Origin of the sequence: Nitrospirillum guaranorum (assembly GCF_034653275.1) — a bacterium.
Classification (GTDB): domain Bacteria; phylum Pseudomonadota; class Alphaproteobacteria; order Azospirillales; family Azospirillaceae; genus Nitrospirillum.
In genome coordinates this window covers 610,849-634,119 of the sequence record NZ_JAYEES010000001.1, presented here as the reverse complement: position 1 = coordinate 634,119, position 23,271 = coordinate 610,849, and the positions used below count along the sequence as shown (strand labels likewise).

Sequence of the window (23,271 nt, the reverse complement as noted above, 5' to 3'; positions counted from 1 at the left end):
TCTTATGTTGACACCCCAACCAATCCGGCCACGGGCCAGCCAGCCGCCTGCGCGGCTTCGCCGCACACCGGAACCTTCCCGTCCCCTTCGGGGGTTATTGCCCCGTCCCGCCAGGTGGAAGGGCCAGCAGGAGGAAGAGGCATGAGCCGCAGCGTCGCCGACATCATCGTGGAAACCTTGTTCGACGCCGGCGCCCGGCGTTGCTATGGCGTGCCGGGTGACACCCTGAACCACGTCACCGACGCCATCCGCCGCAGCGAGATGCGCTGGATCCATGTGCGGCATGAGGAGGCGGGCGCCATGGCGGCCGGGGCCGATGCCCTGCTGACGGGCGAACTGGCCCTGTGCGCCGGATCGTGCGGGCCGGGCGGCCTGCACTTCATCAACGGCCTGTATGAAAGCCACCGCAACCGCGCCCCCGTGGTGCTGATCGCCAGCCAGATCACGCGGGATGAGCTGGGCTTCGACTTCCCGCAAGAGGTCGACTTCAAGGCCGTGTACAAGCCGGCCAGCGTCTTTTGCGAAGAAATCCGCACGCCCACCCAGGCGCGGCGCATGACGGCCATGGCGGCGCAGGCGGCACTGACCAAGCGCGGCGTGGCCGTGCTGATCGTGCCCGTCGACGTCTCCAGCGCCGACGCGCCGGAGGAGCCCGCCTTCACCGCCCATCGCACGCGGCCGGTGGTGCGGCCGAGCGATGCCGAGTTGGACCGCATGGCCGAACTGCTGAATGCCGGCGGCAAGATCGCCATCTATGGCGGTGCCGGATGCGAGGATGCCCACGACCAGGTCGTTGCGCTAGCGGAACGGTTGCAGGCGCCGGTGGCGCGCACCTCCCGCGCCAAGGATTTCCTGGAACCGGCCAACCCCTATGACGTGGGCATGACCGGCATCTTCGGCACGGCCGGCGGCTACCAAGCGCTGATGGACTGCGACACCCTGCTGCTGCTGGGCTGCGACTTCGCCTGGCGGCAGTATTATCCGCAGAAGGCCACCATCATCCAGGTGGACATCGACGGCGCCCACCTGGGCCGCCGTCATCCGGTGGACCTGGGCGTGGTGGGCGATGTGGCGCCGACGCTGGAGGCCCTGCTGCCGCGCCTCACGCCGCGCGAGGATCGCACCTTCCTGAACGCGGCGCTGGACCACGCCGCCAAGGCCAATGCCAAGCTGGAGAAGCGCGCCGTGGCCGGCGGGGGCGACACCATCCACCCGCAATACCTGACGGAGACGGTGGCCCGCCACGCCGCCGCCGACGCCGTCTACACCGCCGACGGCGGGTCGCCCATGGTGTGGTGTCTGCGCCACGTGCCTGCCACGGGCCAAAACCGCACCGTCGTCAGCCTCAGCCACGGCACCATGGCCAACGCCATGCCCCAGGCCCTGGGCGCCCAGGCCGCCTTCCCCGGCCGCCAGGTCATCTCCCTGTCGGGCGACGGCGGCCTGGCCATGCTGATGGGCGACCTGCTGACCACGGTGCAGGAGACCCTGCCCATCAAGGTGGTGGTCTACAACAACGGCTCGCTGGGTTTCGTGGAGTTGGAACAGAAGGTGGAAGGCCTGCTGGATACCTACACCGACCTGAAAAACCCCGATTTCGCCCGGGTGGCGGAGGCCATCGGCCTATGGGGGCGCCGCGTGGAACGGCCGCAGGACCTGGAGGCCGCCGTGCGCGACTGGCTGTCCACCCCGGGCCCCGCCCTGCTGGATGTGAAGGTCGACCGCTATGAACTGGTGATGCCGCCCAAGGTGGAAATGGCCCAGGTGGTGGGCACCGCCCTCTATTCCGCCAAAGGCATCCTGGCCGGGCGGGGAAGCGAGGTGGTCGAGCTGCTGGAGGGGGCGGTGCGCCCTTGACGCAAGGTCGCAGCCAAAGGTTGATTGCCACCGGTTGGTCACAGGCCGGCCGGTGGCGCAGCACCTACTATCGCAGGCAGGGAGCCACGCCGTAAACAAGGCCACCGCCACCAGCCGCGCGCACCCGCGCCTTCTTAGAAAAGCGACCCGATTTCCGACCACGCTGGTTACCCCAGCGCGGTCGTCGCATGCGCGCCTGTCCGGCCCCACGCCCTTCGGCGTCCTCCCCCCGCGTCAGCCCGCCGGCGGCACCAGGCGGGAGGGAACCCCGAGGGATTCACCATGAGGGACCTGCGTCTCCAGCCCACGCCTAAACGCCCGGCCCGCCTGCGTCTGTTGCTGTTGGCCTCCGCCGCCCTCTGGCCGGCGGGATGGCCGGCGGCGGGCCAGGCCCAGACGGCCCCCGCCCCGTTGGCCCCCACCACCTTGCCAACCGGCGGCAGCGTGGCGGTGGGCAGCGCCAGCATCAGCCAGTCCGGCACGGCCATGACGGTCAACCAGACCAGCCAGCGCGCCGTCATCACCTGGCAGGACTTCAGCATCGGTGGCAATGCCGGCGTCACCTTCAAGCAGCCGGGCCCGGCCTCGGCGGCGCTGAACCGCGTGCTGAGCGGCATCCCCTCGGAAATCCTGGGCAAGCTGACGGCCAACGGGCAGATCTTCATCGTCAATCCCGCCGGCATCACCTTCGGCCAGGGCGCCAGCGTCAACGTCGGCGGCCTGGTCGCGTCCACCCTGGACATCGCCAACCAGGACTTCATGGCCGGCACCTATACCTTCCAGCGCAACGGCAGCACCGCCACGGTCGCCAACCAGGGCGCCCTGACGGCGGCCAGCGGCGGCTATGTCGGCCTGCTGGCGCCAGAGGTGATCAACGACGGCGTCATCACCGCCAAGCTGGGCAGCGTGGTGCTGGCCGCCGGCGAGACGGTGACCCTGACCTTCGATCCAAAGGGCGATAAGGGGGGCGTCAGCGTGGCGGTGGATCCGGCCGCCATCCGCACGCTGATCGTGAACCATCAGATGATCGCCGCCCCCGATGGCCAGGTCGTGCTGGCCGCGAAGTCGGCGGACGCCCTGCTGGGCGGCGTCATCAACAACACCGGCGTGATTGAGGCCAGCGCGCTGACCAGCCACGGCGGCGTGGTGACGCTGGAGGCCTCGACCGGGATCGACAGCGGCGGCACCATCGCCGCCGATGGCGCGGGCGCGGGTGACGGCGGCACCATCCGCCTGAAGTCGGATGGCGTGACCACCGTCGCCGGCACGCTGAGCGCCAAGGCGGGCGCGGCCGGCGGCGATGGCGGCACCGTCGAGACCTCAGGCGCCACCCTGTCCATCGCCGACATCCATGTCGATACCACCGCGCCGCACGGCCACACCGGCACCTGGCTGCTGGACCCGGCCGATCTGATCGTGGGCCCCAGCGGCCCCGGCGCCGTCAGCAGCGGCACGGTGGAAACGGCCCTGGCCACCACCAACGTCACCCTGCAAACCGGGTCCACCGGCAGTGGAAACGGCGACATCCTGGTGGCGGGCGCCATCGCCTGGACCGGGCCCAACAGCCTGACCCTGAACGCCTACCGGGACATCACCGTCAGCGCCGACATCAGCCACGGCGGCGCCACCGCCGCCAGCCTGGCCCTGAACCCCGCCCAGGGGGGCAGTGGCGGCCTGGACGTGAACCAGGGCGCCAAGGTCACGCTGGCCGGCCCGGGCGACGGCCTGTCCATCCAGGGCCAGGCCTACACCCTGGTCAACAATCCTGCGCAGTTGCAGGCCATGGCGGGCGATCTGGGCGGCCACTACGCCCTGAACGCCGACCTGGACATGGCGGGCTTCGCCTACACCGCCGTGGGTGACGGCGCCACGCCCTTCTCCGGCGCCTTCCAGGGCCTGGGCCATGGCATCGCCAACCTGACCGTGGGTGGCGGCGGCTTCAGCTATGTCGGCCTGTTCGGCGGCAATTCCGGCACGCTGAACGACGTGTCGCTGACGGCGGTCAACGCCAGCGGCGGCCAGAACGTGGGCGGCGTAGCCGGCTGGAACGCCGGCACCATCACCAACAGCCAGGTCACGGGCACCATCGCCCTGACCAACCTATGGTCGGAACGGGTGGGGGGACTTGCCGGCACCAACGCCGGCACCATCGCCTCAAGCCACGCCGCCGTGGCGGTCAGCGCCGGCGACCACACCACCCGCATCGGCGGCCTGGTGGGCCAGAACGACGGCCTGATCAGCGCCAGCTATGCCCTGGGCAGCGTCACGGCCGGCAGCAAGACGGGCGGCGACATCGACCTGCCGGACGATGGCACCATCCTCAACATCACCCCGCCGCCCCAGCCCGGCAACGGCATCGGCGGCCTGGCCGGCGGCAACAGCGGCACCATCATCGACAGCTACACCCTGAACCGGGTGACCACCGGCACCCTGTCCGCCAATGTCGGCGGGCTGGTGGGCGACAACCAGGGCCGGATCTTCAGCAGCTTCTCGCTGGGCACGGTGGCGGCCGGTGCCAATGCCAGCCAGGTGGGCGGCCTGGTGGGGCAGAACGGCTTCGTCCGCCTGTTCGACCCGCATTGGCCCCCGCCCCTCTCCCTGGCCGGAACCATCATCGACAGCTATTCGGCGGCCACCGTCACGGTGGCGGATACACCCTACAGCGCCGGTTGGGGCGGCTTGGTGGGGCTGAACGAACTCGGCGCCATCACCAATTCCTACGCCGCGGGCGGCATGCTGGGCAACGGCGTGGCCGGCCTTGTGGGGGTGAACGGCGCCGTGATCAGCGGCAGCCATGCCAGCGACGCCGTCACCAACGCCGCCGGCCTGGTCAACACCAACGGCAACTACGGCACCATCGCCGGCAGCTACGCCACGGGGAACGTCACCGGCACCGCCAACCTGGGCGGCCTGGTGGCCTACAATTTCGGCACCATCAGCGGCAGCCACGCCACCGGCAGCGTCATCGCCCGCTTCACCGGCACCATCGCCGGGCCGCAGACCGTGGGCGGTTTGGTGGCCTACAACATGGGCGTGATCACGGACAGCTACGCCACCGGCGGCGTGGAGGGCGTCAGCGCGACCGGCGGCCTGGCCGGCGTGAACAAGGGCGTCATCACCACCAGCCACGCCAACGGCGCCGTCACCGCCCGCGACGACAGCGGCCTGGTGGCCGGCACCGACATCGGCGGACTGGTCGGCCTCAACAGCGGCGGGACGATCGGGCAGAGCTATGCCACCGGCCGGGTGACGGCGGGCAACCGGGGCCAGGCCCTGGGCGGCCTGGCGGGCGGCAACACCGGCACCATCACCGATGCCTATGCCACCGGCGCCGTGCAGGCGGGGAACAGCGTCAGCGGCGTCGGCGGGCTGGTGGGTCAGAACGGCGGCCTGATCAACCACAGCTTCGCCCTGGGCGCCGTGACGGTGGGCAACGGTGTCACCGGGGTCGGCGGACTGGCCGGAACCAACGCCGGCACCATCACCAGCAGCTACGCCACCGGCCTGATCAACACCGGCACCCTGGCCCAAGGGGTGGGCGGCCTGGTTGGCGGCAACAGCGGCCTGTTGGGCGGCGACCAGGCCGGCGCCACCATCAGCGTGGCCGGCGGCGCCGGCACCGGTGGCCTGATGGTCGGCGGCCTGGCGGGCGTCAACAGCGGCACCATCACCGACAGTTCCGCCACCGGCGCCATCGTCGCCCAGACATCGGGTACCGTCGGCGGGCTGGTCGGGTTGAACAGCGGCGAGATCCAGCGTGCCTGGGCCAGCGGCGACGTCAACACCAACTACCGCGCCGGCGGCCTGGCGGGCGTCAACAGCGGCACGATCCTGGACAGCCACGCCAGCGGCACCATCAGCGACACGGTGGCCGGCGTCACCACCTTCCCCGGCTATGCCGGCGTCTATGTCGGCGGGCTGGTGGGGCAGAACCTGGGCCTGGTCAGCAACAGCTACGCCACCGGCGCCATCAGGGACAGCGGCTACGGCAGCTATGGCATGGGCGGGCTGGTGGGATCCAACAGCGGCACCGTCACCAACAGCTACGCCCTGGGCATCGTGGCGGGCAGCGCCCGGGGCGACGCCGTGGGCGGCCTGGTGGGTGAAAACCTGGGGATGGTCGACACCAGCCATGCGGGCGGCACCGTCTCCTCCGGCGGGCGGGATGGCGGCGTCGGCGGGCTGGTGGGCATAAATGACGGCACCATCACGAACAGCTATGCCACCGGCGACGTCTTCAACGCGCCGGAAAGCGGCGCCATCGGTGGCCTGGTGGGCACCAACAACGGCCTGATCAGCCACAGCTACGCCACCGGCGACGTCAACGCCCAGACCGACAACGCCGTCGGCGGCCTGGTGGGCACCAACAACGGCACGGTCACCGACAGCCGCAGCAGCGGCACCATCTCGGGCCTGAGCATCGTCGGCGGCCTCATCGGCAACAACAGCGGCACGGTGGTGAACAGCGGCAGTGTCAGCGACATCCTGACCAGCGACCCGCCCTACTATGCCGGCCTGCTGATCGGCTACCAACACACCAGCGGCACCATCGTCAACAGCGCCGGCGCCGGCACCATCACCACCGGCACCGTCGTCGGTGGTTCCACCGCCCAGATCGGGGGCACCGGGTTCTGACCCCGGCGGGCCGGCATCCCAGGGCAAGGGGCGTCGGCCCGCCCATTTTCGCGAAAGTGAACCATTGCTGCCATCCAGCGTTGCGCTTAGCCTCATGAGCAAGCAACGGGTGTGGCGCATCGGGAGGCGGCTGTGAGGCATGACCAGACGGACAAGCGGCGCAACGTGATCACCTTCGCCGCCGCCCTGGCGCTTGGGCTGGCGGCGCCCCCCTCCCTGGCCTTGGCCCAATCCAGCGGCGCCGCATCCCCGGCCAGCGCACCCATGGCGGATGCGCCCAGTGGCGGTGTTCCCCAAAGCGGTGCTCCAGAAAGCGATGTAAAGGAAAACGATGCGGACACCGCCGAGACTGTCGTCGTCACCGGTATGCGCCTGAAGACGGAGAAGTTGCAGGAGATCATCGGCGATTTCGTGCGAGACCATGGCAAGCGCGCGCCGTACAGCGACCAGATCGCCCGTTGGGACAAGGCGGTATGTCCCCAGGTGCAGAACGCCCCGGCCGATATCGCCACCTTCGTCACCACGCGCATCCGCGCCATCGCGCAAGCCGTCGGGGCACCGACGTCCCGCGGCTCCTGCAAAACCAACGTGAACATCTTTTTCACCGACCAGCCACAGGTGCTCATGGACGTGGTGGCGGATAAATACCCCCGGCTGCTGGGCTATCATTTCGTGCACCAGGCCAAGGCCCTGTCCCAAGTCACCAAGCCTATCCAGGCCTGGTACGTCACCTCCACCAGCAACGGCATCCTCACGGCCATCGACGATCCCTATGAGATGAGCGTGGGGGGCGGGCTGGGCAGCCGGCTTTCCACCGGCGGCTTGCGCCCGGTGCTGACCCACGTCCTGTTGGTGGTGAACACCGACCGGATCCTGGGCCAAAAGCTGGGCGCGGTGGCGGACTATCTCGGCGCCCTGGCCTTGGCGCAGCCCAAGGCGGTGGACCAGTGCGGCGACCTGCCCAGCATCCTGGACCTGTTCGCGGGCAACTGCGCGGACAACCAGAAGCCCAAGACCCTGAGCGTGGCGGACAAGGCCTATCTGGAAGGCCTCTATGCCATGGATCCCTGGGAGATCGGCACGCTGCAACGCAGCGGCATCACCATGCATATGTGGCAGAGCTTCGGTGCGCCTTAGGGCGATCGCTTCAGATGCGCTCATCTGAAGCGTGAGGAGCACGACGGACCGGAAGCTTAGAGTTTTCCTGACGCTTCGTCGAAGTCAGAAAATCCAGAAGGTGGCCCCCGTCAGCCGGGTGGCGGTGGCGCGGTGAATTGGGCGATGTCGGCCAATCCCAAGGCCTGTTCGATGTCTGCGATCTGGTGGACCGCGTCGTCAAACCCGTCCTTGCCGAATTGCCGGTGCTCGATCTCCTCGAACTTGTCCCCCATCTCCTCCAGCTCGTGCCCGGACAGGGCCTGCTTCCATGCCGTGAAAACCACCGTGTCCTCATGGGCGGCATGGGCCCGGTACATGCGGACCAGGGTCTCCATGGCGCGCGCCATCGGTTCCCGGTCGGCGGTCCCGATCGCACCCCGGCCGGTCACGCCCAGGATGTAGTCGGTGATCTCCCGCCCGCGCTGGTGCTGCGCCGTCAGCACGTCGGGATAGGCCGCCACCGGGCCCTGGAGCTTGCGGATCGCCGGGAAGATGTGGGCCTCCTCCAACAGGCGCTCGTGGTAATCCTCGCCGAACGTGCGGAACAAGGTCGCCGCCCGCTTCAGGGCCCCCGCGTCGACAGTCACGGAGCTGGTCGCCCCGCCGTTCGCGCGCAGCCGCGCGGCGGCCTCCGTGTAGGCGAACAGGGCCCGGCGCAGCACGCCATGCTCGCGCATCAAATCCTCCACCGCGCCGACGTCCTTCTCGCCGCCGGCCCCCTTCCCGCATCCCGCCAAGGCCAAGCCCGCGGCCGCGATGACGCCGGCGGAGCCGGCGTGGAGGAAGGACCGGCGCCCCTGATCCATGATGTCCATCGCTTTCCTTCCCTTCCTTCGCCCTGCAGCCGGGTGGCGCGGTTGCCACGGACAGCCTGCCGGCGGAAACGCCCCAGTGGGAACGCGGTTCCCGTCCACGTCAATGAACCAGAATTCCATTTGACGGCGGCGATCCCGTAGGCGCCTACTGACCTCACTGCCCGGCCACTGGCGGGGCACATCCGACATACCGCCAGGCCTTCGACCCGATGATGGCGTCCATGAACAGCGCAGACCCGGCAAAAGGGACCAGCCGGCGAGGCGTCCTCGCCTCCGCCGCCGCGGCACTTTGCTTCTCTCTCCTGCCGAAGCGGAGCCCCGCCGCGGCGACCCCGCCGGCGATCGGCACCTGGGGATTCGACATCGCGGGCATGGACCCGAGGGTCAGGCCGGGCGATGACTTCTTTCGCCACGGTGGCGGTTCGTGGCTGGCGAACACCCCGATTCCACCGGATCGCGCCGCCTGGGGGCCCTTCTTCGCCCTGCGCGCCAAGGCCGAAGCCGATGTGCGCGTGATCCTCGACGACCTGACCCGCCGGCCGCAAAAGCCGGGCGCCACGGAGCAAAAGATCGCCGACTTCTATACCGCCTACCTCGATACGGCCGCGATCGAGGGGGCCGGCCTCAGCCCCATCCAGGAGAACCTCGCCGCGTTCGCCCAAGCAGGGTCCCATGAGGAGGTCGCCCGGCTGATGGCGCGTGTCGACCTGGGCGCGGGTGGCCCGTTCTCCATCGACATCTGGGCCGACGACAAAGACCCCGACCGCTATACCGTCAACGTCAGCCAGGCCGGGCTGGGCATGCCGGACCGCGACTACTACCTGAAGGCCGAGGCATCCTTCATCGACGGGCGGAACAAGTACCGGACCTACATCGAAGGGATGCTGTCACTGGCCGGCCATCCCCAACCGGGCGCGGCGGCGGCCGGCATCCTGTCGCTGGAGACCGCGATCGCCGCCCTGCACTGGCCGGCGGAGAAACGGGGCGACCGCACCCTCACCTACAATCCAAGGACGCGGGCCGCCTTGATGACGCTGGCGCCCGATTTCCCTTGGGCGGACGTCTTCGCGACGCTGGATATTCCAGAGGATCACGACCTGTTCGGCGCGAAGGAGCCCGACGCGATCCAGCGACTGGCGACGCTGTTCCGCGCGACGCCCCTGCAGACATGGCGGAGCTACCTGGCCTTCCATCACCTGAACGCGGTGGCGGACCTGCTGCCGCTGGCCTTCGACGACCTGGCGTTCGACTTCAACGGCCGCACCCTGTCCGGCCAGCCCCGGAAGCGGGAACGCTGGAAACGCGCGACCGGGGCGGTCAACGCCGCCCTGGGGGAGGCGGTGGGCGCGCTCTACGTGCGCCGTCATTTCAGCGCCGACGCCAAGGCGCAGGTGGTCGCCCTGGTGGAGATGTTGCGCGCGGCCTACCGGATGCGTATCGCCCAAGCAGCCTGGATGGCGCCGGCGACCCGGCAGGCCGCGCTGCGCAAACTGGACAAGCTTCGGGTGAAGATCGGCTATCCCGACACCTGGCGCGACTACACGACCCTGGAGGTCCGGCCCGGCGACCCGGTTGGCAACCGTGCCCGCGCCCGGCTGTGGGAATGGCGCCGCAAGGCCGGTCGCCTGGGCAAGCCCACCGACAAGGACGAATGGGGCATGACGCCCCAGACGGTCAACGCCTACTACAACGCCTTCTTCAACGAGATCGTGTTTCCGGCGGCGATCCTGCAGCCGCCCTATTTCGACCCGGCCGCGGACCCCGCGGTCAATTATGGCGGCATCGGCGGGGTGATCGGCCACGAGATGGGTCACGCCTTCGACGACCAGGGCGCGAAATCGGACGAGAACGGCGTGTTGCACGCCTGGTGGACGGACGAGGATGTCGCCCGCTTCAGGGCGCGGGTGGATGCCCTGGCGGCGCAGTATTCGCGGTACGAGCCCCTGCCCGGCCTGCGCATCAACGGCGCCATGACCCTCGCCGAGAACATCGGCGACAACAGCGGGCTGAGCATGGCGCTCGATGCCTATCGGATGTCGCGGGGGACGGGCCGGCGCCCGTGATCGGCGGATTCACAGGGGAACAGCGCTTTTTCCTGTCCTGGTCGCAGACATATCGGGAAAAGGTCCGCGAGGCCCAGCTGCGGCGGGACGTGATGACCGACCCGCACAGCCCGGCCGAATTCCGCGTCAACGGCGTCGTGCGCAATCTCGACGCCTGGTACGACGCGTTCGCCGTGAAACCGGGTGACAAGCTCTATCTCGCGCCGGAGGAGCGGGTGCGGGTCTGGTGACCCCGTGGCCTGGAAACCGGGCCGTGGGGCGATCCTTAGACGCTGATGGTCCGCGACAGCAGGATGGCGCTGGACGGACACAGGCCCTGGGCCTGGGACGTTGCCAGGACGGCTGCCGGCGCCTGGTCGCGGAGGACAGCCTTGAAGCCGACCTTCTCGAAGAAGCCGCCGGCCGAGGTGGTCAGTAGCCAGGCCCGCTGGTGGCCCTCCTCCCACGCGCGGCGCAGCAATAGGGATAGCAGGTTGAGGCCGATGCCGCGATCCCGCGCCGCCGGCGGCACGGTGACGGAGCGGAGCAGCACGTCGGCGCCCAGCGGCACGTAGCCGCCGTAACCCATGGGTGTGCCGCCCAGGGTCCGGTAGGCGAAGAAGCGCCCCCCGCCCTCGGCCAGATCCGCGACCGGCAGGTCGGCGGCGGTCAGCGCCGCGACCAGGCCGGGATCGGATGCCACGATGGGCCGGTCCCTCAGGAAGGGCGCGCCCTCCTCCTTATCAAGGTCGACCAGGGGCGCGTCGGGCAGCAGATCCAGGACGACGTCGGACGGACGGCAGAGCTTTACGCCTCGGGGCGTCACCACGATGGGCCGGTTGATCAGGATGGGATGGGCCACCATGAGGTCCAGCAGGTCCGCGTCGGTCCAGCCCGGGTTGTCCAGGCCCAGCTCCGCATAGGGCGTGCCCTTGCGGCGCAGCACGTGGCGCACCGGCAGGCCCATGCGCCGAATGAGGTCGGCCAGCACCGCGCGGCCGGGGGGTGCCGTCAGGTACTCCACCACCTCGGGCTCCGCACCGACACGCCGCAGCAAGGCCAGCACGTTGCGCGACGTGCCGCAGGACGGGTTGTGGTAGATCGTCGTGCCGCTCACGCCATCGTCTCCACACAGCAGTCGATCGGGTCGGCGATGTTCGTGCCGCACAGTTCGGGCAGACCCTGGCAGCAATCCTTCATGAGGAAGGCCAACAGGCGGCGGGTGCCCTCGTAATCGGTGGCATAGAAGATCTGTCGCTGCACCCGCCAGGAGCGAAGCAAGCCCGCCCGCTCAAGAAGGCCCAGGTGGTGCGACAGGGTGGATGCCGGCACACCGACCCGGGCGGCGACGTCGCCGGCCGGCAGTCCGCCGGGGCCCGCCTGGACCAGCAGGCGGAAGACGCTCAAGCGGGTCTCTTGCGCCAGGGCGGCGAAGGCGTCGATGGCGGCTTTCGGTTCCACCCGGTCACGCCCCCCCGGATGCCGGCGCGGGCGCCTCATGGCTCATGGCGACGGCGCCCAAGTCCGGCTTCGGTTCTCTGGCCGCGGCCTCTTTCCGCTCGCTGTAGCGGTCGACCATATAGTCCGAACGATCGCGCACCAGCAGCGTGAACTTCACCAGTTCCTCCATCACGTCCACGACGCGGTCGTAGTAGGAGGACGGCTTCATGCGGCCGTCGTCGTCAAACTCCTGATAGGCCTTGGCCACCGACGACTGGTTGGGAATGGTGACCATGCGCATCCAGCGGCCCAGCACCCGCATGGCGTTCACCGCGTTGAACGACTGGCTGCCGCCGGACACCTGCATCACCGCCAGGGTACGGCCCTGGGTGGGCCGGACGCTGCCCGTCTCCAGGGGCAGCCAGTCGATCTGGCTCTTGAACACGCCGGTCAGGGTGCCGTGGCGCTCCGGCGAGCACCACACCTGGCCCTCGGACCAGATGGAAAGCTCACGCAGTTCCGCGACCTTGGGGTGGGTGGGCGGCACGCTGTCGGGCAATGGCAGGCCGGTGGGGTCGAAGATGCGGGTCTCGCACCCGAACCGCTGCAGCAGGCGGGCGGCCTCCTGCGTCAGGAAACGGCTGTAGGACCGCTCCCGCAGTGAACCGTAGAGCAGCAGGATCCGTGGCGGATGGGTGGAAATCCGCTTGGGCGTAAGCTTGTCCAGGTCGGGGAGGTCGAACCGGGCAAGGTCGATGTTCGGCAGGTCAGTCATGTCGATACGATAATTCCACAAATATCGAATTGTCAACAGCGCCGGATCGGTTGCGTCAAACACCCACCCCTTCCCATTTTGCCGCGTCGCAACACTGCCATGCGGGCCCCTTCGATGGATTTTGATAATCAGTCTCATCAGCCCGTTGACAGGCGGCAAATCGGCAAATAAGAGTCGATCGCAATCTTAACAAGGGGTATAACCGCGGAGCTCGATAGCCGGGATCCGCGCGGGGAGCCAACCACATAGCGTGGCATAAGGTGGGGACCGTCATGTCGAGCAACCGCAACATCATCATCGCCAGCCGGGCCAAGGCGCCGCGCACGCTGGCGCGCACCGCCCTGGGGCTGGCCAGCGTCGGCCTGGCCGGCGGGGCCCTTCTTTCCCTGGGCGCGCAGGCCCAGACGGCGACGGCGCCCGCCACCCAGGGGACCACGGGCCAGCTGCCCACCCTGTCGGTGCAGGACCAGGATGCCGCGCCGGCGCAGGACTACCGCACGGAACGGTCGTCCAACGTGAAGCTGACGGAAAAGCTGCTGGACACCCCGCAGTCCGTCACCGTCATCTCCGGCCAGGAGATGAAGGACCAGGGCGTCACCACCCTGCGCGACGCCCTGCGCAACGTGGCCGGCATCAGCCTGGCGGCCGGTGAGGGCGGCGCCCAGGGCGACAGCCTGACCCTGCGCGGCTTCAGCGCCCGGTCCGACATCTTCCTGGACGGCCTGCGCGATTTCGGCAGCTATTACCGCGACAGCTTCAATTATCAGTCGGCCGAGGTGCTGAAGGGCCCGGATAGCGCCATGTTCGGCCGCGGGTCCACCGGCGGCACCATCAACCAGGTGAGCAAGACGCCGACGCTGGAGGCCATCACCGCCGGCACCGCCGGCCTGGGCACCGATGGCATGAAGCGCCTGACCGCCGACGTGGACCGCGCCATCGACGCCACCACCGCCGTCCGCCTGAACGCCATGGGCACCAGCAGCTTCGTCGAGGGCCGCGACGGCGCCAAGAATGAGCGCTACGGCTTCGCCCCCAGCGTCGCCTTCGGCATCGGCACGCCCACCCGCGTCACCATCAGCTATCTGCACCAGTCGGAGGACGACCGGCCGGACTACGGCATCCCCTTCCTGCTGGGCAAGCCGGCGCCGGTGGACTACCGCACCTATTACGGTTTCCACAGCGATTACCTGAAGACCGACGCCAATGTCGTGACCGCCGACGTGCAGCACGACCTGACGTCCGGCGTCACCCTGGAAAACCAGTTCCGCTACGGCAATTATTACCGCAACGTGCGCATCACCGAGCCGCAGCTGGTGAACGCCAATGTGACGCCGGCCACGGTCGGCCCGCTGTCCGGCGTGGCCATCAAGCGCAACGCCATCACCGTGCGCAGCGTGGAAACCACCCTGGACGACCAGGCCACGGCCTCAGCCCGGTTCAACACTGGCTTCCTGGAACACCATCTGGTGGCGGGCGTGGAACTGTCGCGCGAAACCTCGGACCCGACGCGCACCGCGTGGAGCGGGGTGCCCAACACCACCCTGCTGAACCCCAACGAGTACCAGGCCTTCGCCGGCGTGGGCGCCATCTCGTCCCGCGTCAGCACCACGGTGGACACGGTGGCGGTGTTCGCCGTCGACACCATCAAGTTCAACGAGCAGTGGTCGCTGGTCGGCGGCTTCCGCTACGACCACCTGGACACGGACTACACGCAGACCGTGGCCCCGGCGGCCGCCGCCTTCTCCCGCACCGACAGCCTGCCGTCCGGCCGTGCCTCGCTGGTGTTCAAGCCCACGCCGGAAAGCAGCCTCTACGCCAGCTTCGGCACCTCGTTCAACCCGTCGGCCGAGCAGCTGTCGCTGTCCGCCGCCACGGCCAACCTGGACCCGGAAAGCAACAAGACCTATGAGGTCGGCGGCAAGATCGACCTGCTGCACGACGCGCTGAGCGTGCGCACCGCCCTGTTCCAGACGGAAAAGGACAACGCCCGCGTCACCGACCCTAACAACTCCGCCCTGAACGTCCTGGGCGGCGACCAGAAGGTGCGGGGCGTGGAGCTGGAGGTGACGGGCCGCATCACCGAGGACTGGCAGGTCAGCACCAGCTACGCCTACATGGACGGCCGGGTCATCAAGTCGACCACCTTCAGCCAGGTGGGCCGCGCCCTGCCGAACGTGCCGCACCACACCTTCAACCTGTGGACCACCTACCAGGTGACGCACCAGCTGCAGATCGGCGGCGGCGCCAACGCCGTGTCGCAGCGCATCGGCAGCTCCAGCCCGGTGGCGGCCACCAACCTGATCAACACCGTGCCCGGCTATGTCACCTTCAACGCCATGGCCAAGTACGACATCACGGAAAAGATCAGCATCCAGGCCAACATCATCAACCTGACCGACCGCGACTACGTCGACCAGATCCACCCGGCCCACCTGGTCCCGGGCGAGGGCCGCACGGTCCAGTTCACCGCCAACTTCGCCTTCTGAGCCTTTCAACCCCAGACCATCCAAGGCCGCGCCCATGCTTCTTCACATTCCCGGCGTCTTGACGCGAGAGCAGGTCGCCTGGTGCCGCCAGCAGATGGAAACCGCCGATTGGGTGGATGGCCGCGTGACGGCCGGCCACCAGTCGGCCATGGCCAAGAACAACGCCCAGATCCCGGCCGACCATCCGGCGGCCCGGGCCATGGGCGACATGATCCTGGCGGCGCTGGAGAAGAACGCCCTGTTCCTGTCGGCGGCCCTGCCGCTGAAGGTCTTCCCGCCGCTGTTCAACCGCTACGCTGGCGGCCAGTCGTTCGGCATCCACGTCGACAACGCCATCCGCCAGATCCCCGGCACGCCGCACCGCGTGCGCACCGACCTGTCCGCCACCCTGTTCCTGGCCGACCCCGACGAGTACGACGGCGGCGAGCTGCTGGTGGAGGACACCTACGGCGAGCATGAGGTGAAGCTGCCGGCCGGGGACATGGTGCTGTACCCGTCCACCAGCCTGCACCGCGTGGCCCCGGTGACCCGAGGGGCCCGCATCGCCTCGTTCTTCTGGATGCAGAGCATGGTGCGCGACGATGGCGAACGCACCCTGCTGTTCGACCTGGACACAACCATCCAGGACCTGAACCGCGAGGCCGCCGGCCAGCCCGCCGTCGTGCGGCTGACCGGCATCTATCACAACCTGCTGCGCCGCTGGGCGGAGGCCTGACGCCATGATGAAGACGCTGCGCTTCCTGCACCTGTGGGTGGGCCTGATCCTGGGCCTGCCCCTGTTGGCGCTGGGCCTGTCGGGCACCGTGCTGGTGATCGAGCCCGAGCTGCGCGCGCTGTTCACCCCGTCCTTGCCGGCCCCGCCCGCCGACGCGGCGGCGCATGGCGTGGCCGAGGTGGTGGCCGCCGCCGCCGCGGTGGCCCCGCCGGGCGCCCGGCCCGCCAGCTACGCCGCGCCGTCCGCGCCGGGCGGCACGGCCACCGTGCGCTTCCAGGCCCCCCGCCGCATGCCGCAGGGTGGGGAACACGCCCATGGCCAGGGCCAAGGCGGCCAGATCGGCGCCGGCGGCCCCCGCCCGCAAGGCGGCGCACAGGGTGGCGGCATGCCGGGCACCAGCGTGCACATCGACCCTGTCACCCTGACGGTGGTCAGCACGCCCGGCCTGGACGCCACCATCGGCTGGATCCACCGCCTGCACGGCAACCTGCTGATCCAGGATCGCAGCGGCCGTGACCTAGTGGGGTACCTGGGGATCATCATGACGGCGCTGGGCGTCACCGGCCTCGTGCTGTGGTGGCCCCGGCCCGGGCAGTGGCGCCAGTCCTTCATCGTGCGCAAGGCGGCCAAGGGCGCCCGTTTCCACCGCGAGCTGCATGGCGCCGCCGGCATCTGGGGCCTGGTCGTCTTCCTGGTGGTCAGCTTCACCGGCGTCGCCATCGCCTTCCCCCAGACCATCGCCGCCGGCATCGGCGCGGTGCTGCCCATGGCGGCGCAGACCCAGGGCTTCGCCGTGCCCAAGGTGGCGCCGCGCGACGGCGTGGACCCGGCCGGCGTGGATGAGGCCGTGGCCATCGCCCTGGCGGCGTCGCCCCGCCCCGGCCTGGCGCTGCGCGGCGCCAGCCTGCCGCAGGGCCCCGACCAGGCCATCCGCGTGGTGCTGGCGCCCCCGGGCGGTGACGCCCCCAGCGCCGTCACCCTGATGGTCGACCCCTGGGCCCGCCAGGTGGTGGAGGTGCGCGACCCCAGCACCCAGGCCGCCGGCAACAAGGTCACCGGCTGGATGCGCCCCCTGCACGAGGGCGAGGGGCTGGGCCCCATTTACCGCGCCCTGGTGGCGCTGAGCGGCCTGCTGCCCACCCTGTTCGCCGTCACCGGCACCTGCATGTGGTGGATCAAGCGCCGAAACCGTAAGGCCGGCGCCGCCCGCGCCGCCGCCATCCTGCAATCCGCCGCGGAATGACCACCGCCAACCGTTTCACGACGCGTCAGGCCAAGGACGCACCGATGTCAAAGAGGGGCACGACCATCATGGCTACCATATTGCTGAAGCACGCCGGGCTGAAGCGCGCGGCCGCCGGCCTGACGGCGGCGCTGGGCTGGGGCGCGGCTGGCGGCGCCTGGGCGCAAGAGGGGACGGCGCGCGCGGCCGCCGCCACCGTGCCGCACGACCTGTCGGCCATGGGCATGTTCCTGAACGCCGACGGCGTGGTGAAGGCCGTCATCCTGGGCCTGCTGGCCGCGTCCGTCGTCACCTGGACCATCCTGCTGGCCAAGGGGCTGGAGCTGCGCGCCGCGCGCGGCCGCCTGCAGGGCTCGCTGGACAAGCTGGACGACGCCCCCAGCCTGGACGTGGCGGCCAGCCAGCTGACGAACGAGGCCGACGCCCTGGCCCTGGCCTTCGCCCGCGCCGCGGGCGCCGAACGCGCCCAGTCCGACGGCCTGCCGGCCGAGGGCGTGAAGGAGCGCGTGATCCTGCGGCTGGAACGGCTGGAGGCCAAGGCCCGCCGCGCCATCGTGCGCGGCACCGGCATCCTGGCCACCATCGGCGCCACCGCCCCCTTCGTCGGCCTGTTCGGCACGGTGTGGGGCATCATGAACAGCTTCATCGGCATCTCGAAGACCCAGACCACCAGCCTGGCCGTGGTGGCCCCTGGCATCGCCGAGGCGCTGCTGGCCACGGCCACCGGCCTGGTGGCGGCCATCCCGGCGGTGGTGGTCTACAACGTCTTCGCCCGCAAGGTGGACGGCTATCGCGTGCTGCTGGCCGACGTGTCGGCCGGCGTGCTGCGCCTGGTCAGCCGCGACCTGGACCGGGAGCAGGCGGGCGCGCAGGGGGTGGGCGCCTCCCGGGTCCGCAGCCGCGCGGCGGAGTGAGCCATGGCCGCCCGTCTTTCCCACGGCGGCGATGAGCTGGCCGAAACACACGAAATCAACGTCACGCCCTTCATCGACGTGATGCTGGTGCTGCTGATCATCTTCATGGTGGCGGCCCCCCTGGCCACCGTGGACGTGCCGGTGGACCTGCCCTCCTCCAACGCGCCGCCCCGGCCGCACCCGGAAAAGCCGGTGACCCTGACCATCCGCGCCGACCTGACCCTGGCGGTCGACGGCGCCGACGTGGCGCGCGACGGCCTGGCCGCCGCCCTGGACCAGGCCGCTGGCGGCGACAAGGAGCAGCGCATCACCCTCAGCGCCGACCGCGTCGTCTCCTACGGCGACCTGACGGCGGTGATGAACAGCCTGCGCACGGCGGGATACCTGAAGGTCTCGCTGGTGGGCCTGGACGGCGGCGGGGCCCCGTGACGCCATGGCGATGGCATCGATGAACAAAGATGGCGGCGGCCTGCCCACGGGCGACAGGCGGGGTCGCCTGGTGTGGGGCGGCAGCCTGGCCCTGGTGCTGGCCGCCCACGCCCTGGCCCTGCCCTGGCTGATGGCGCGGTCCACCCTGGAGCCGCCGCCCCCGGCGCCGCCGCTGCAGATCGATCTGCCGCCGCCCCCGGCACCGCCCCCACCCGCACCGCCCAAGCCGGAGCCGCCGAAGCCGGAGCCGCCCAAACCCACGCCCAAGCCCCCGCCGCCCAAGCCGGTGGCGGTGAAGCCCATCCCCCTGCCCCCGCCCCCGCCGGTGCCGCCGCAGGCCGCCCCGATTGCGACGCCGCAACCCGAGCCGCCGCCGCCCAGCACGGCGGTGCAGACGGCCACCCCGGCGCCGGAGGCCCTGCCCGCCCCGCCGGCACCGGCCAGCAAGGGGCCGGACACCTATGAGGGCCGGCTGATGGCGCACCTTTACCGCTATCTGCGCTATCCGTCGCAGGCGCGGCAGCGCCATCAGGTGGGCACGGCCCAGGTGCGCTTCACCCTGGACCGAGCGGGCCATGTGCTGGGCGTGACGCTGGAGCGCAGCTCCGGCTTCCCCCTGTTGGATGAGGAGGCGGTGGCCACGGTGCGGCGGGCGGACCCCTTGCCCTCCGCCCCGGACGACAAGCCCCTGGACTGGTCGGTGCCGGTGGACTTCAGCCTGCTGCGCTGAGGCCCCCGGCCCGTCATTTCCGTTGCACCCCAAGGTGCTGCTGGTCAATTATTTTGACCGCGCCACCGCGCCGCCGCCGAAGGCAGGGCGGCCGGAGATGGTGGGGCAGAGGAAACGCTGACGGGACCCCATGAAGGACAGCATCCGGCCGGCCAAGCTGGCCGACACCATCGCCGAGCATCTGGAACAGCTGATCGTGGAAGGCAGCCTGCGCCCCGGCGAGAAGCTGGTGCCGGAGCGGGAACTGGCCGTGCGCTTCAACGTTTCCCGCCCCTCGCTGCGCGAGGCGCTGGAGAAGCTGGAGCAGCGGGGCCTGCTGCGCAGCGGCCGGGGCGGCGCCACCTTCGTCGCCCCCCTGCTGGGCCCCACCTTCACCGAGCCGCTGCACGCCGTGCTGGCGGCGCGGCCGGAAACCACCCTGGACTATCTGGAATTCCGGACGGAGGTGGAGGGGGCCGCCGCCTACTACGCCGCCCTGCGCGCCACCGATGTGGACCGCGCCCAGATCCAGGCCCGGTTCGAGGCCATGGAGGCCGCGCACACACAGGATGTGGCGAAGGAAGAGGCGGACGCCGACGCCGACTTCCACCTGGCGGTCTATGAGGCCACGCACAACGTCGTCATCCTGCACATCATGCGGGCCTTGGCCGAGATGCTGCGCCAGGACGTGTTCTTCAACCGCGCCAAGCTGTACCAGCGCACCGGCGTGCGCCAACTGCTGCTGGGCCAGCACCGCGCCCTCTATGAGGCCATCATGAAAGGCGACCCGGCGGCGGCGCGCGTGGCGGCCGAGGCGCACATCAACTTCATCCGCGACGCCCTGGTCGAAATCTCCCGCGCCGACGCCCGGCTGGAGGCCTCGCTGCGCCGCATCGCCGGCGGGGATATCGTGGCCGCCGACAAATAGATGGCGAGATCGGCCCTTGATTGGCGGCGGCGCCCACTTTTTGACGGCCGGCGCCATGGCCTTTTCGCGACCCGCCGCCAACCCATTGAAAAATAGAGATTAACCAATCTGGCACGCCGTTTGAGTAAGCCCCCGCGTCAGAACAAGGGGAAAACTCATGACATACAAGCGGCTCGTGATCGCCGTCATCGTGGTGGCCGCCGCCGTGGCGGCGCTGTGGTTCAGGGCGGAATGGCTGGTGGGCACAGCCCTGCGCGCGCGGTTCAGCCCTAGCGTCACCCTGGCCCCGAAACCCTCGCCCACCAGCATCGCCGACGCGCGCGGCCAGGATTTGGACGACCTGCTGGTGCTGTTGGACCTGGACCGCAGCTTCACGGCGGAGGGGTGCGCCGCCTTCACGCGTGGGGTGGCCGACCTGCGCGCCCGCGCGGGCGAGCTGGACGCCCCCACCTTCGTGATGGAGATGGCGCGGCTGGTGGCGCTGGCCGGCAACGGCCACACCGCCGTGCAGCTGTTCCCCAAGTACGCGGAATACGGCGTGGCGCCGGTGCGCCTGGCCTGGTTCGACGACGGCCTGTACGTCATCGGCGCCGCCGACGCCCAGGCCAGCCTGCTGGGCCGCCGGGTGGTGGCCATCGACGGCCACCCCGCCGACGACATCCCCGCCGCCGTGCGCCCCTACCTGACCGGCAATGACGAGCATGCGCGGGCGCAGGGCGTCAACCTGCTGGTCAGCCCCGCCCTGCTGCGCGCCGTCTGGCCGGAGACGGACGGCCGCCACCTGGCGCTGACCCTGACGGATGAGGCGGGGCAGACGATGCAGGCGTCGCTGGAGGCGGGCCCCATGGCCGGCGCCGACAGCCTGCGCTGGCTGCCGCAGGCCGCCGCCTTCACCCACCTCTACGGCGGCAGGACGGCCAGCGTGGAGACGCGGCCCTTGGACCACCAGGGCCTGTACCTGCGCCTGAACGCCGTGATGGACGATGACAAGGGCCCCCTGGCCCGGCAGCTGGACGCCATCGCCGCCGGCGCGCCGCCGGGCGGCTGGCGCTGGATGGTCATCGACCTACGCTACAACGGCGGCGGCGACTATACCAAGATTGTGGACTTCACCCGCCGCCTGCCCACTCTGCTGGCCCCGGACGGGAACCTGTGGCTGCTGACCGGCAACGCCACCTTCTCCGCCGGTATCGTCACCCTGGCCCGCGCCAAGTACTACGGCGGCGCCCGCGTCCACATCATCGGCCAGCGCGTGGGCGACCGCGACACTTTCTGGGGCGAGACGGGCGCGCCCCTGGTGCTGCGCAACACCAACACCACCGTGGGCTACGCCACCGGCATGCACGATTGGGTGCACGGCTGCCACGACGTCACCAAGTGTTTCTGGCTGAACTACGCCTTCGGCGTCGCCGCCGGCGACCTCAGCCCCGAGCAGGAAGTGGGCTGGCGCTTCCCCGACTTCGCCGCCGGCCGCGACACGGTGATGGACGAAGTGCGCGACCTGCAGGCGGCGAAACGCGGGGGTGGAGACAGGGCGGCGGTGCCGTGAGGAAAGCATCACTATCCGTTTGCCAAACCAGCAACCACCTCTTTACTCTCTGAGCCACAACCGGAAGACGTCACACCTCCATCCCTCAGGATTCCCATGGGCATCGGCTACGAGGTCTCTCCCCTGCATCGGATCGCCTATTTGGACACGTCCGCCATGGAGCGCCAACAGATGGCGGCGCCCAAGCCCAAGAATGATGCCGGTCAGCAATATATCATTGATTTGCTGACGGGATTTCCGGGTGCCGGCACCGGTGGCAAGCCCAAGGTCGTCATTGGCGCGCCGGTGTTCCGCTATCCAGTGGCCGATGCCGTCATTCCCTGGCGCGACCGGCTGGCGGCCAAGTACCGAGGCCAGTTAGGTGAGACATTGGCCTGGGATGAGGGCAGCGACTTCGAGGATGGGGACGATGTCGCCACCAGCGCCGATGTCATGCTGCGCTACGTGACCGCGCTGGCCGACGAAGGCGGCCCGGCCGCGCTGGCGCGTTTGGTTAGCGCGGAGCGGCCGGCACAGGCGGACCTGGAACGGGCGCTAACGCAGGCGGAACAGCGGGGCTATGCCGGGCATTACCCGCAACTGCTGCTGGTCGAGCAATATTGGCTGCCCTTTCACCGCGACATGATCATCGAGGAACCGGACTGGGAGGGACACCCAGGCCGCTTCGGCTCCGTCAGTAATCTGCTGCGCGAGGTGACGGAGGTGCGCACCCTGATCCGCCGGGCAGATCCCAAGGTCGTGCGCTGGACGGCGGACGACGACGCGCCGGAGCATGTGCTGGACGCCGCCTGGCAGGCCAGCGAGACCGTGTATCGCCTGGCCAAACTGGCTGTGGCACGTCATCTGCCGTTGTGGTGCACCACCTGAGGCATGCCGCCACCTTCGGCATTGTCATCGCGCGGGTTTACTCGCGTAATGAGCAAAACCAACCGGAGGGGCCCTCATGAGCAAGCTGACGCTGTACTTCATCCGCCATGCCGAAAAGCCCGAGGGCAGTTGGCCGGGGCCCGGCCTGACCCTGGACGGGACTAAGGACAAGGAGTCCCTGGTCATCCGCGGCTGGCAGCGGGCGGGGGCCTGGGCGGCGCTGTTCGGGGCGGGGCTGGAGGACGGCACCTATGCCAAGCCGGCGGCGGTCTATGCCGCGACACCGGGCACCACGGTGAACAAGGGCCCCAGCAAGCGGCCGTTCGAGACGGCCTCGCCGCTCGCGGCGCGGCTGGGGCTGGAGGTGCCCAACACCACCTATGGCAAGGGGCAGGAGGCGGAGCTGGTCAAGGAGCTGCTGACCCTGTCGGGCGTGGTGCTGGTGTGCTGGGAGCACCAGGCCATCGTGGAGAGCATCATCCCCCTGCTGCCCGTCCGCCGGGGCAAGCCGCCCACCGCCTGGCCGGAGGACCGCTTCGACGTCGTGCTGCGCTTCAAGCGCAAGGACGGCGGCAAGGGGGACAAGGACGGCGGCTTCGCCTTCAAGGCGCTGTACCCCCGCCTGCTGGCCGGCGACAGCGACACGCCCTTGTGAGCGGAAGAAAATGCCCCGGCGATCGCCCGCCGGGGCCAGGAGGGTATGGGGCAA

19 protein-coding genes are annotated in these 23,271 nt (G+C 69.9%); 15 read left to right on the top strand and 4 right to left on the bottom strand.

The window, feature by feature from the left end:
• The first annotated feature begins 141 nt into the window (after positions 1 to 141).
• The 3 genes from UAJ10_RS02490 to UAJ10_RS02480 all read left to right on the top strand — a co-directional run bounded on the left by UAJ10_RS02490 (position 142) and on the right by UAJ10_RS02480 (position 7,629).
• Positions 142 to 1,857: a thiamine pyrophosphate-dependent enzyme gene (locus tag UAJ10_RS02490; RefSeq protein WP_322913786.1), complete on the top strand. Its 1,716-nt coding sequence runs from the start codon at positions 142 to 144 to the stop codon at positions 1,855 to 1,857.
• Between the two features lie 282 nt (positions 1,858 to 2,139).
• On the top strand, positions 2,140 to 6,492 hold the full coding sequence (locus UAJ10_RS02485; protein WP_322913785.1) for a beta strand repeat-containing protein: 4,353 nt from the start codon (positions 2,140 to 2,142) through the stop codon (positions 6,490 to 6,492).
• A gap of 132 nt (positions 6,493 to 6,624) precedes the next feature.
• Complete coding sequence (locus UAJ10_RS02480) at positions 6,625 to 7,629, top strand: hypothetical protein (RefSeq protein ID WP_322913784.1); 1,005 nt, start codon at positions 6,625 to 6,627, stop codon at positions 7,627 to 7,629.
• Between the two features lie 110 nt (positions 7,630 to 7,739).
• Here the strand turns inward: UAJ10_RS02480 and UAJ10_RS02475 are convergent, their stop codons facing one another.
• Positions 7,740 to 8,465: a hemerythrin domain-containing protein gene (locus UAJ10_RS02475; protein ID WP_322913783.1), complete on the bottom strand. Its 726-nt coding sequence runs from the start codon at positions 8,463 to 8,465 to the stop codon at positions 7,740 to 7,742.
• A 221-nt stretch (positions 8,466 to 8,686) separates the two neighbouring features.
• Between UAJ10_RS02475 and UAJ10_RS02470 the strand changes: the two genes are divergently transcribed.
• A complete protein-coding gene (locus tag UAJ10_RS02470; RefSeq protein ID WP_322913782.1) occupies positions 8,687 to 10,528 on the top strand; it encodes a M13 family metallopeptidase in 1,842 nt (613 codons plus the stop codon).
• Positions 10,525 to 10,758, top strand: coding sequence for a M13-type metalloendopeptidase (locus tag UAJ10_RS02465; RefSeq protein ID WP_322913781.1), 234 nt, complete (start codon positions 10,525 to 10,527; stop codon positions 10,756 to 10,758). The genes UAJ10_RS02470 and UAJ10_RS02465 overlap by 4 nt, the downstream gene beginning before the upstream one ends.
• A gap of 35 nt (positions 10,759 to 10,793) precedes the next feature.
• Here UAJ10_RS02465 and arsC read toward each other — a convergent pair whose 3' ends face one another.
• Genes arsC through arsH form a run of 3 tightly spaced genes read right to left on the bottom strand, consistent with a single transcriptional unit; the run spans position 10,794 to position 12,722 of the window.
• Positions 10,794 to 11,624 carry an arsenate reductase (glutaredoxin) gene (arsC, locus tag UAJ10_RS29995; protein ID WP_463667856.1) on the bottom strand — a complete coding sequence of 277 codons (831 nt, stop codon included), beginning with the start codon at positions 11,622 to 11,624 and terminating at the stop codon, positions 10,794 to 10,796.
• The gene (locus tag UAJ10_RS02450) at positions 11,621 to 11,968 is read right to left on the bottom strand and encodes an ArsR/SmtB family transcription factor (protein WP_322913780.1); all 348 of its coding nucleotides are present in this window, start codon (positions 11,966 to 11,968) and stop codon (positions 11,621 to 11,623) included. Before UAJ10_RS02450 ends, arsC begins: the two co-directional genes overlap by 4 nt.
• Positions 11,969 to 11,972: 4 nt before the next feature.
• Positions 11,973 to 12,722, bottom strand: a complete 750-nt coding sequence (gene arsH, locus UAJ10_RS02445; protein WP_322913779.1) for an arsenical resistance protein ArsH — start codon at positions 12,720 to 12,722, stop codon at positions 11,973 to 11,975.
• A 272-nt stretch (positions 12,723 to 12,994) separates the two neighbouring features.
• On the opposite strand from arsH, the gene UAJ10_RS02440 reads away from it, so the two are divergent.
• From UAJ10_RS02440 to UAJ10_RS02395, 10 genes are all read left to right on the top strand, one after another.
• The gene (locus UAJ10_RS02440) at positions 12,995 to 15,208 is read left to right on the top strand and encodes a TonB-dependent receptor (RefSeq protein WP_322913778.1); all 2,214 of its coding nucleotides are present in this window, start codon (positions 12,995 to 12,997) and stop codon (positions 15,206 to 15,208) included.
• A 34-nt stretch (positions 15,209 to 15,242) separates the two neighbouring features.
• Positions 15,243 to 15,923, top strand: a complete 681-nt coding sequence (locus UAJ10_RS02435; RefSeq protein ID WP_322913777.1) for a Fe2+-dependent dioxygenase — start codon at positions 15,243 to 15,245, stop codon at positions 15,921 to 15,923.
• 4 nt (positions 15,924 to 15,927) lie between these two features.
• Positions 15,928 to 17,166: a PepSY-associated TM helix domain-containing protein gene (locus UAJ10_RS02430; protein ID WP_322913776.1), complete on the top strand. Its 1,239-nt coding sequence runs from the start codon at positions 15,928 to 15,930 to the stop codon at positions 17,164 to 17,166.
• A gap of 68 nt (positions 17,167 to 17,234) precedes the next feature.
• Positions 17,235 to 18,080 carry a tonB-system energizer ExbB gene (exbB, locus tag UAJ10_RS02425; RefSeq protein ID WP_322913775.1) on the top strand — a complete coding sequence of 282 codons (846 nt, stop codon included), beginning with the start codon at positions 17,235 to 17,237 and terminating at the stop codon, positions 18,078 to 18,080.
• Between the two features lie 3 nt (positions 18,081 to 18,083).
• Entirely contained in the window at positions 18,084 to 18,509 is a 426-nt protein-coding gene (exbD, locus tag UAJ10_RS02420; RefSeq protein WP_322913774.1) for a TonB system transport protein ExbD, read from the top strand.
• A 19-nt stretch (positions 18,510 to 18,528) separates the two neighbouring features.
• The gene (locus tag UAJ10_RS02415) at positions 18,529 to 19,239 is read left to right on the top strand and encodes an energy transducer TonB (RefSeq protein ID WP_322913773.1); all 711 of its coding nucleotides are present in this window, start codon (positions 18,529 to 18,531) and stop codon (positions 19,237 to 19,239) included.
• Positions 19,240 to 19,369: 130 nt separating this feature from the next.
• The gene (locus UAJ10_RS02410) at positions 19,370 to 20,146 is read left to right on the top strand and encodes an FCD domain-containing protein (protein ID WP_322913772.1); all 777 of its coding nucleotides are present in this window, start codon (positions 19,370 to 19,372) and stop codon (positions 20,144 to 20,146) included.
• 157 nt (positions 20,147 to 20,303) lie between these two features.
• Positions 20,304 to 21,695 carry a hypothetical protein gene (locus UAJ10_RS02405; RefSeq protein ID WP_322913771.1) on the top strand — a complete coding sequence of 464 codons (1,392 nt, stop codon included), beginning with the start codon at positions 20,304 to 20,306 and terminating at the stop codon, positions 21,693 to 21,695.
• Between the two features lie 96 nt (positions 21,696 to 21,791).
• Positions 21,792 to 22,562 carry a hypothetical protein gene (locus UAJ10_RS02400; RefSeq protein ID WP_322913770.1) on the top strand — a complete coding sequence of 257 codons (771 nt, stop codon included), beginning with the start codon at positions 21,792 to 21,794 and terminating at the stop codon, positions 22,560 to 22,562.
• A 76-nt stretch (positions 22,563 to 22,638) separates the two neighbouring features.
• Entirely contained in the window at positions 22,639 to 23,217 is a 579-nt protein-coding gene (locus UAJ10_RS02395; protein ID WP_322913769.1) for a histidine phosphatase family protein, read from the top strand.
• Positions 23,218 to 23,271: the final 54 nt, after the last annotated feature.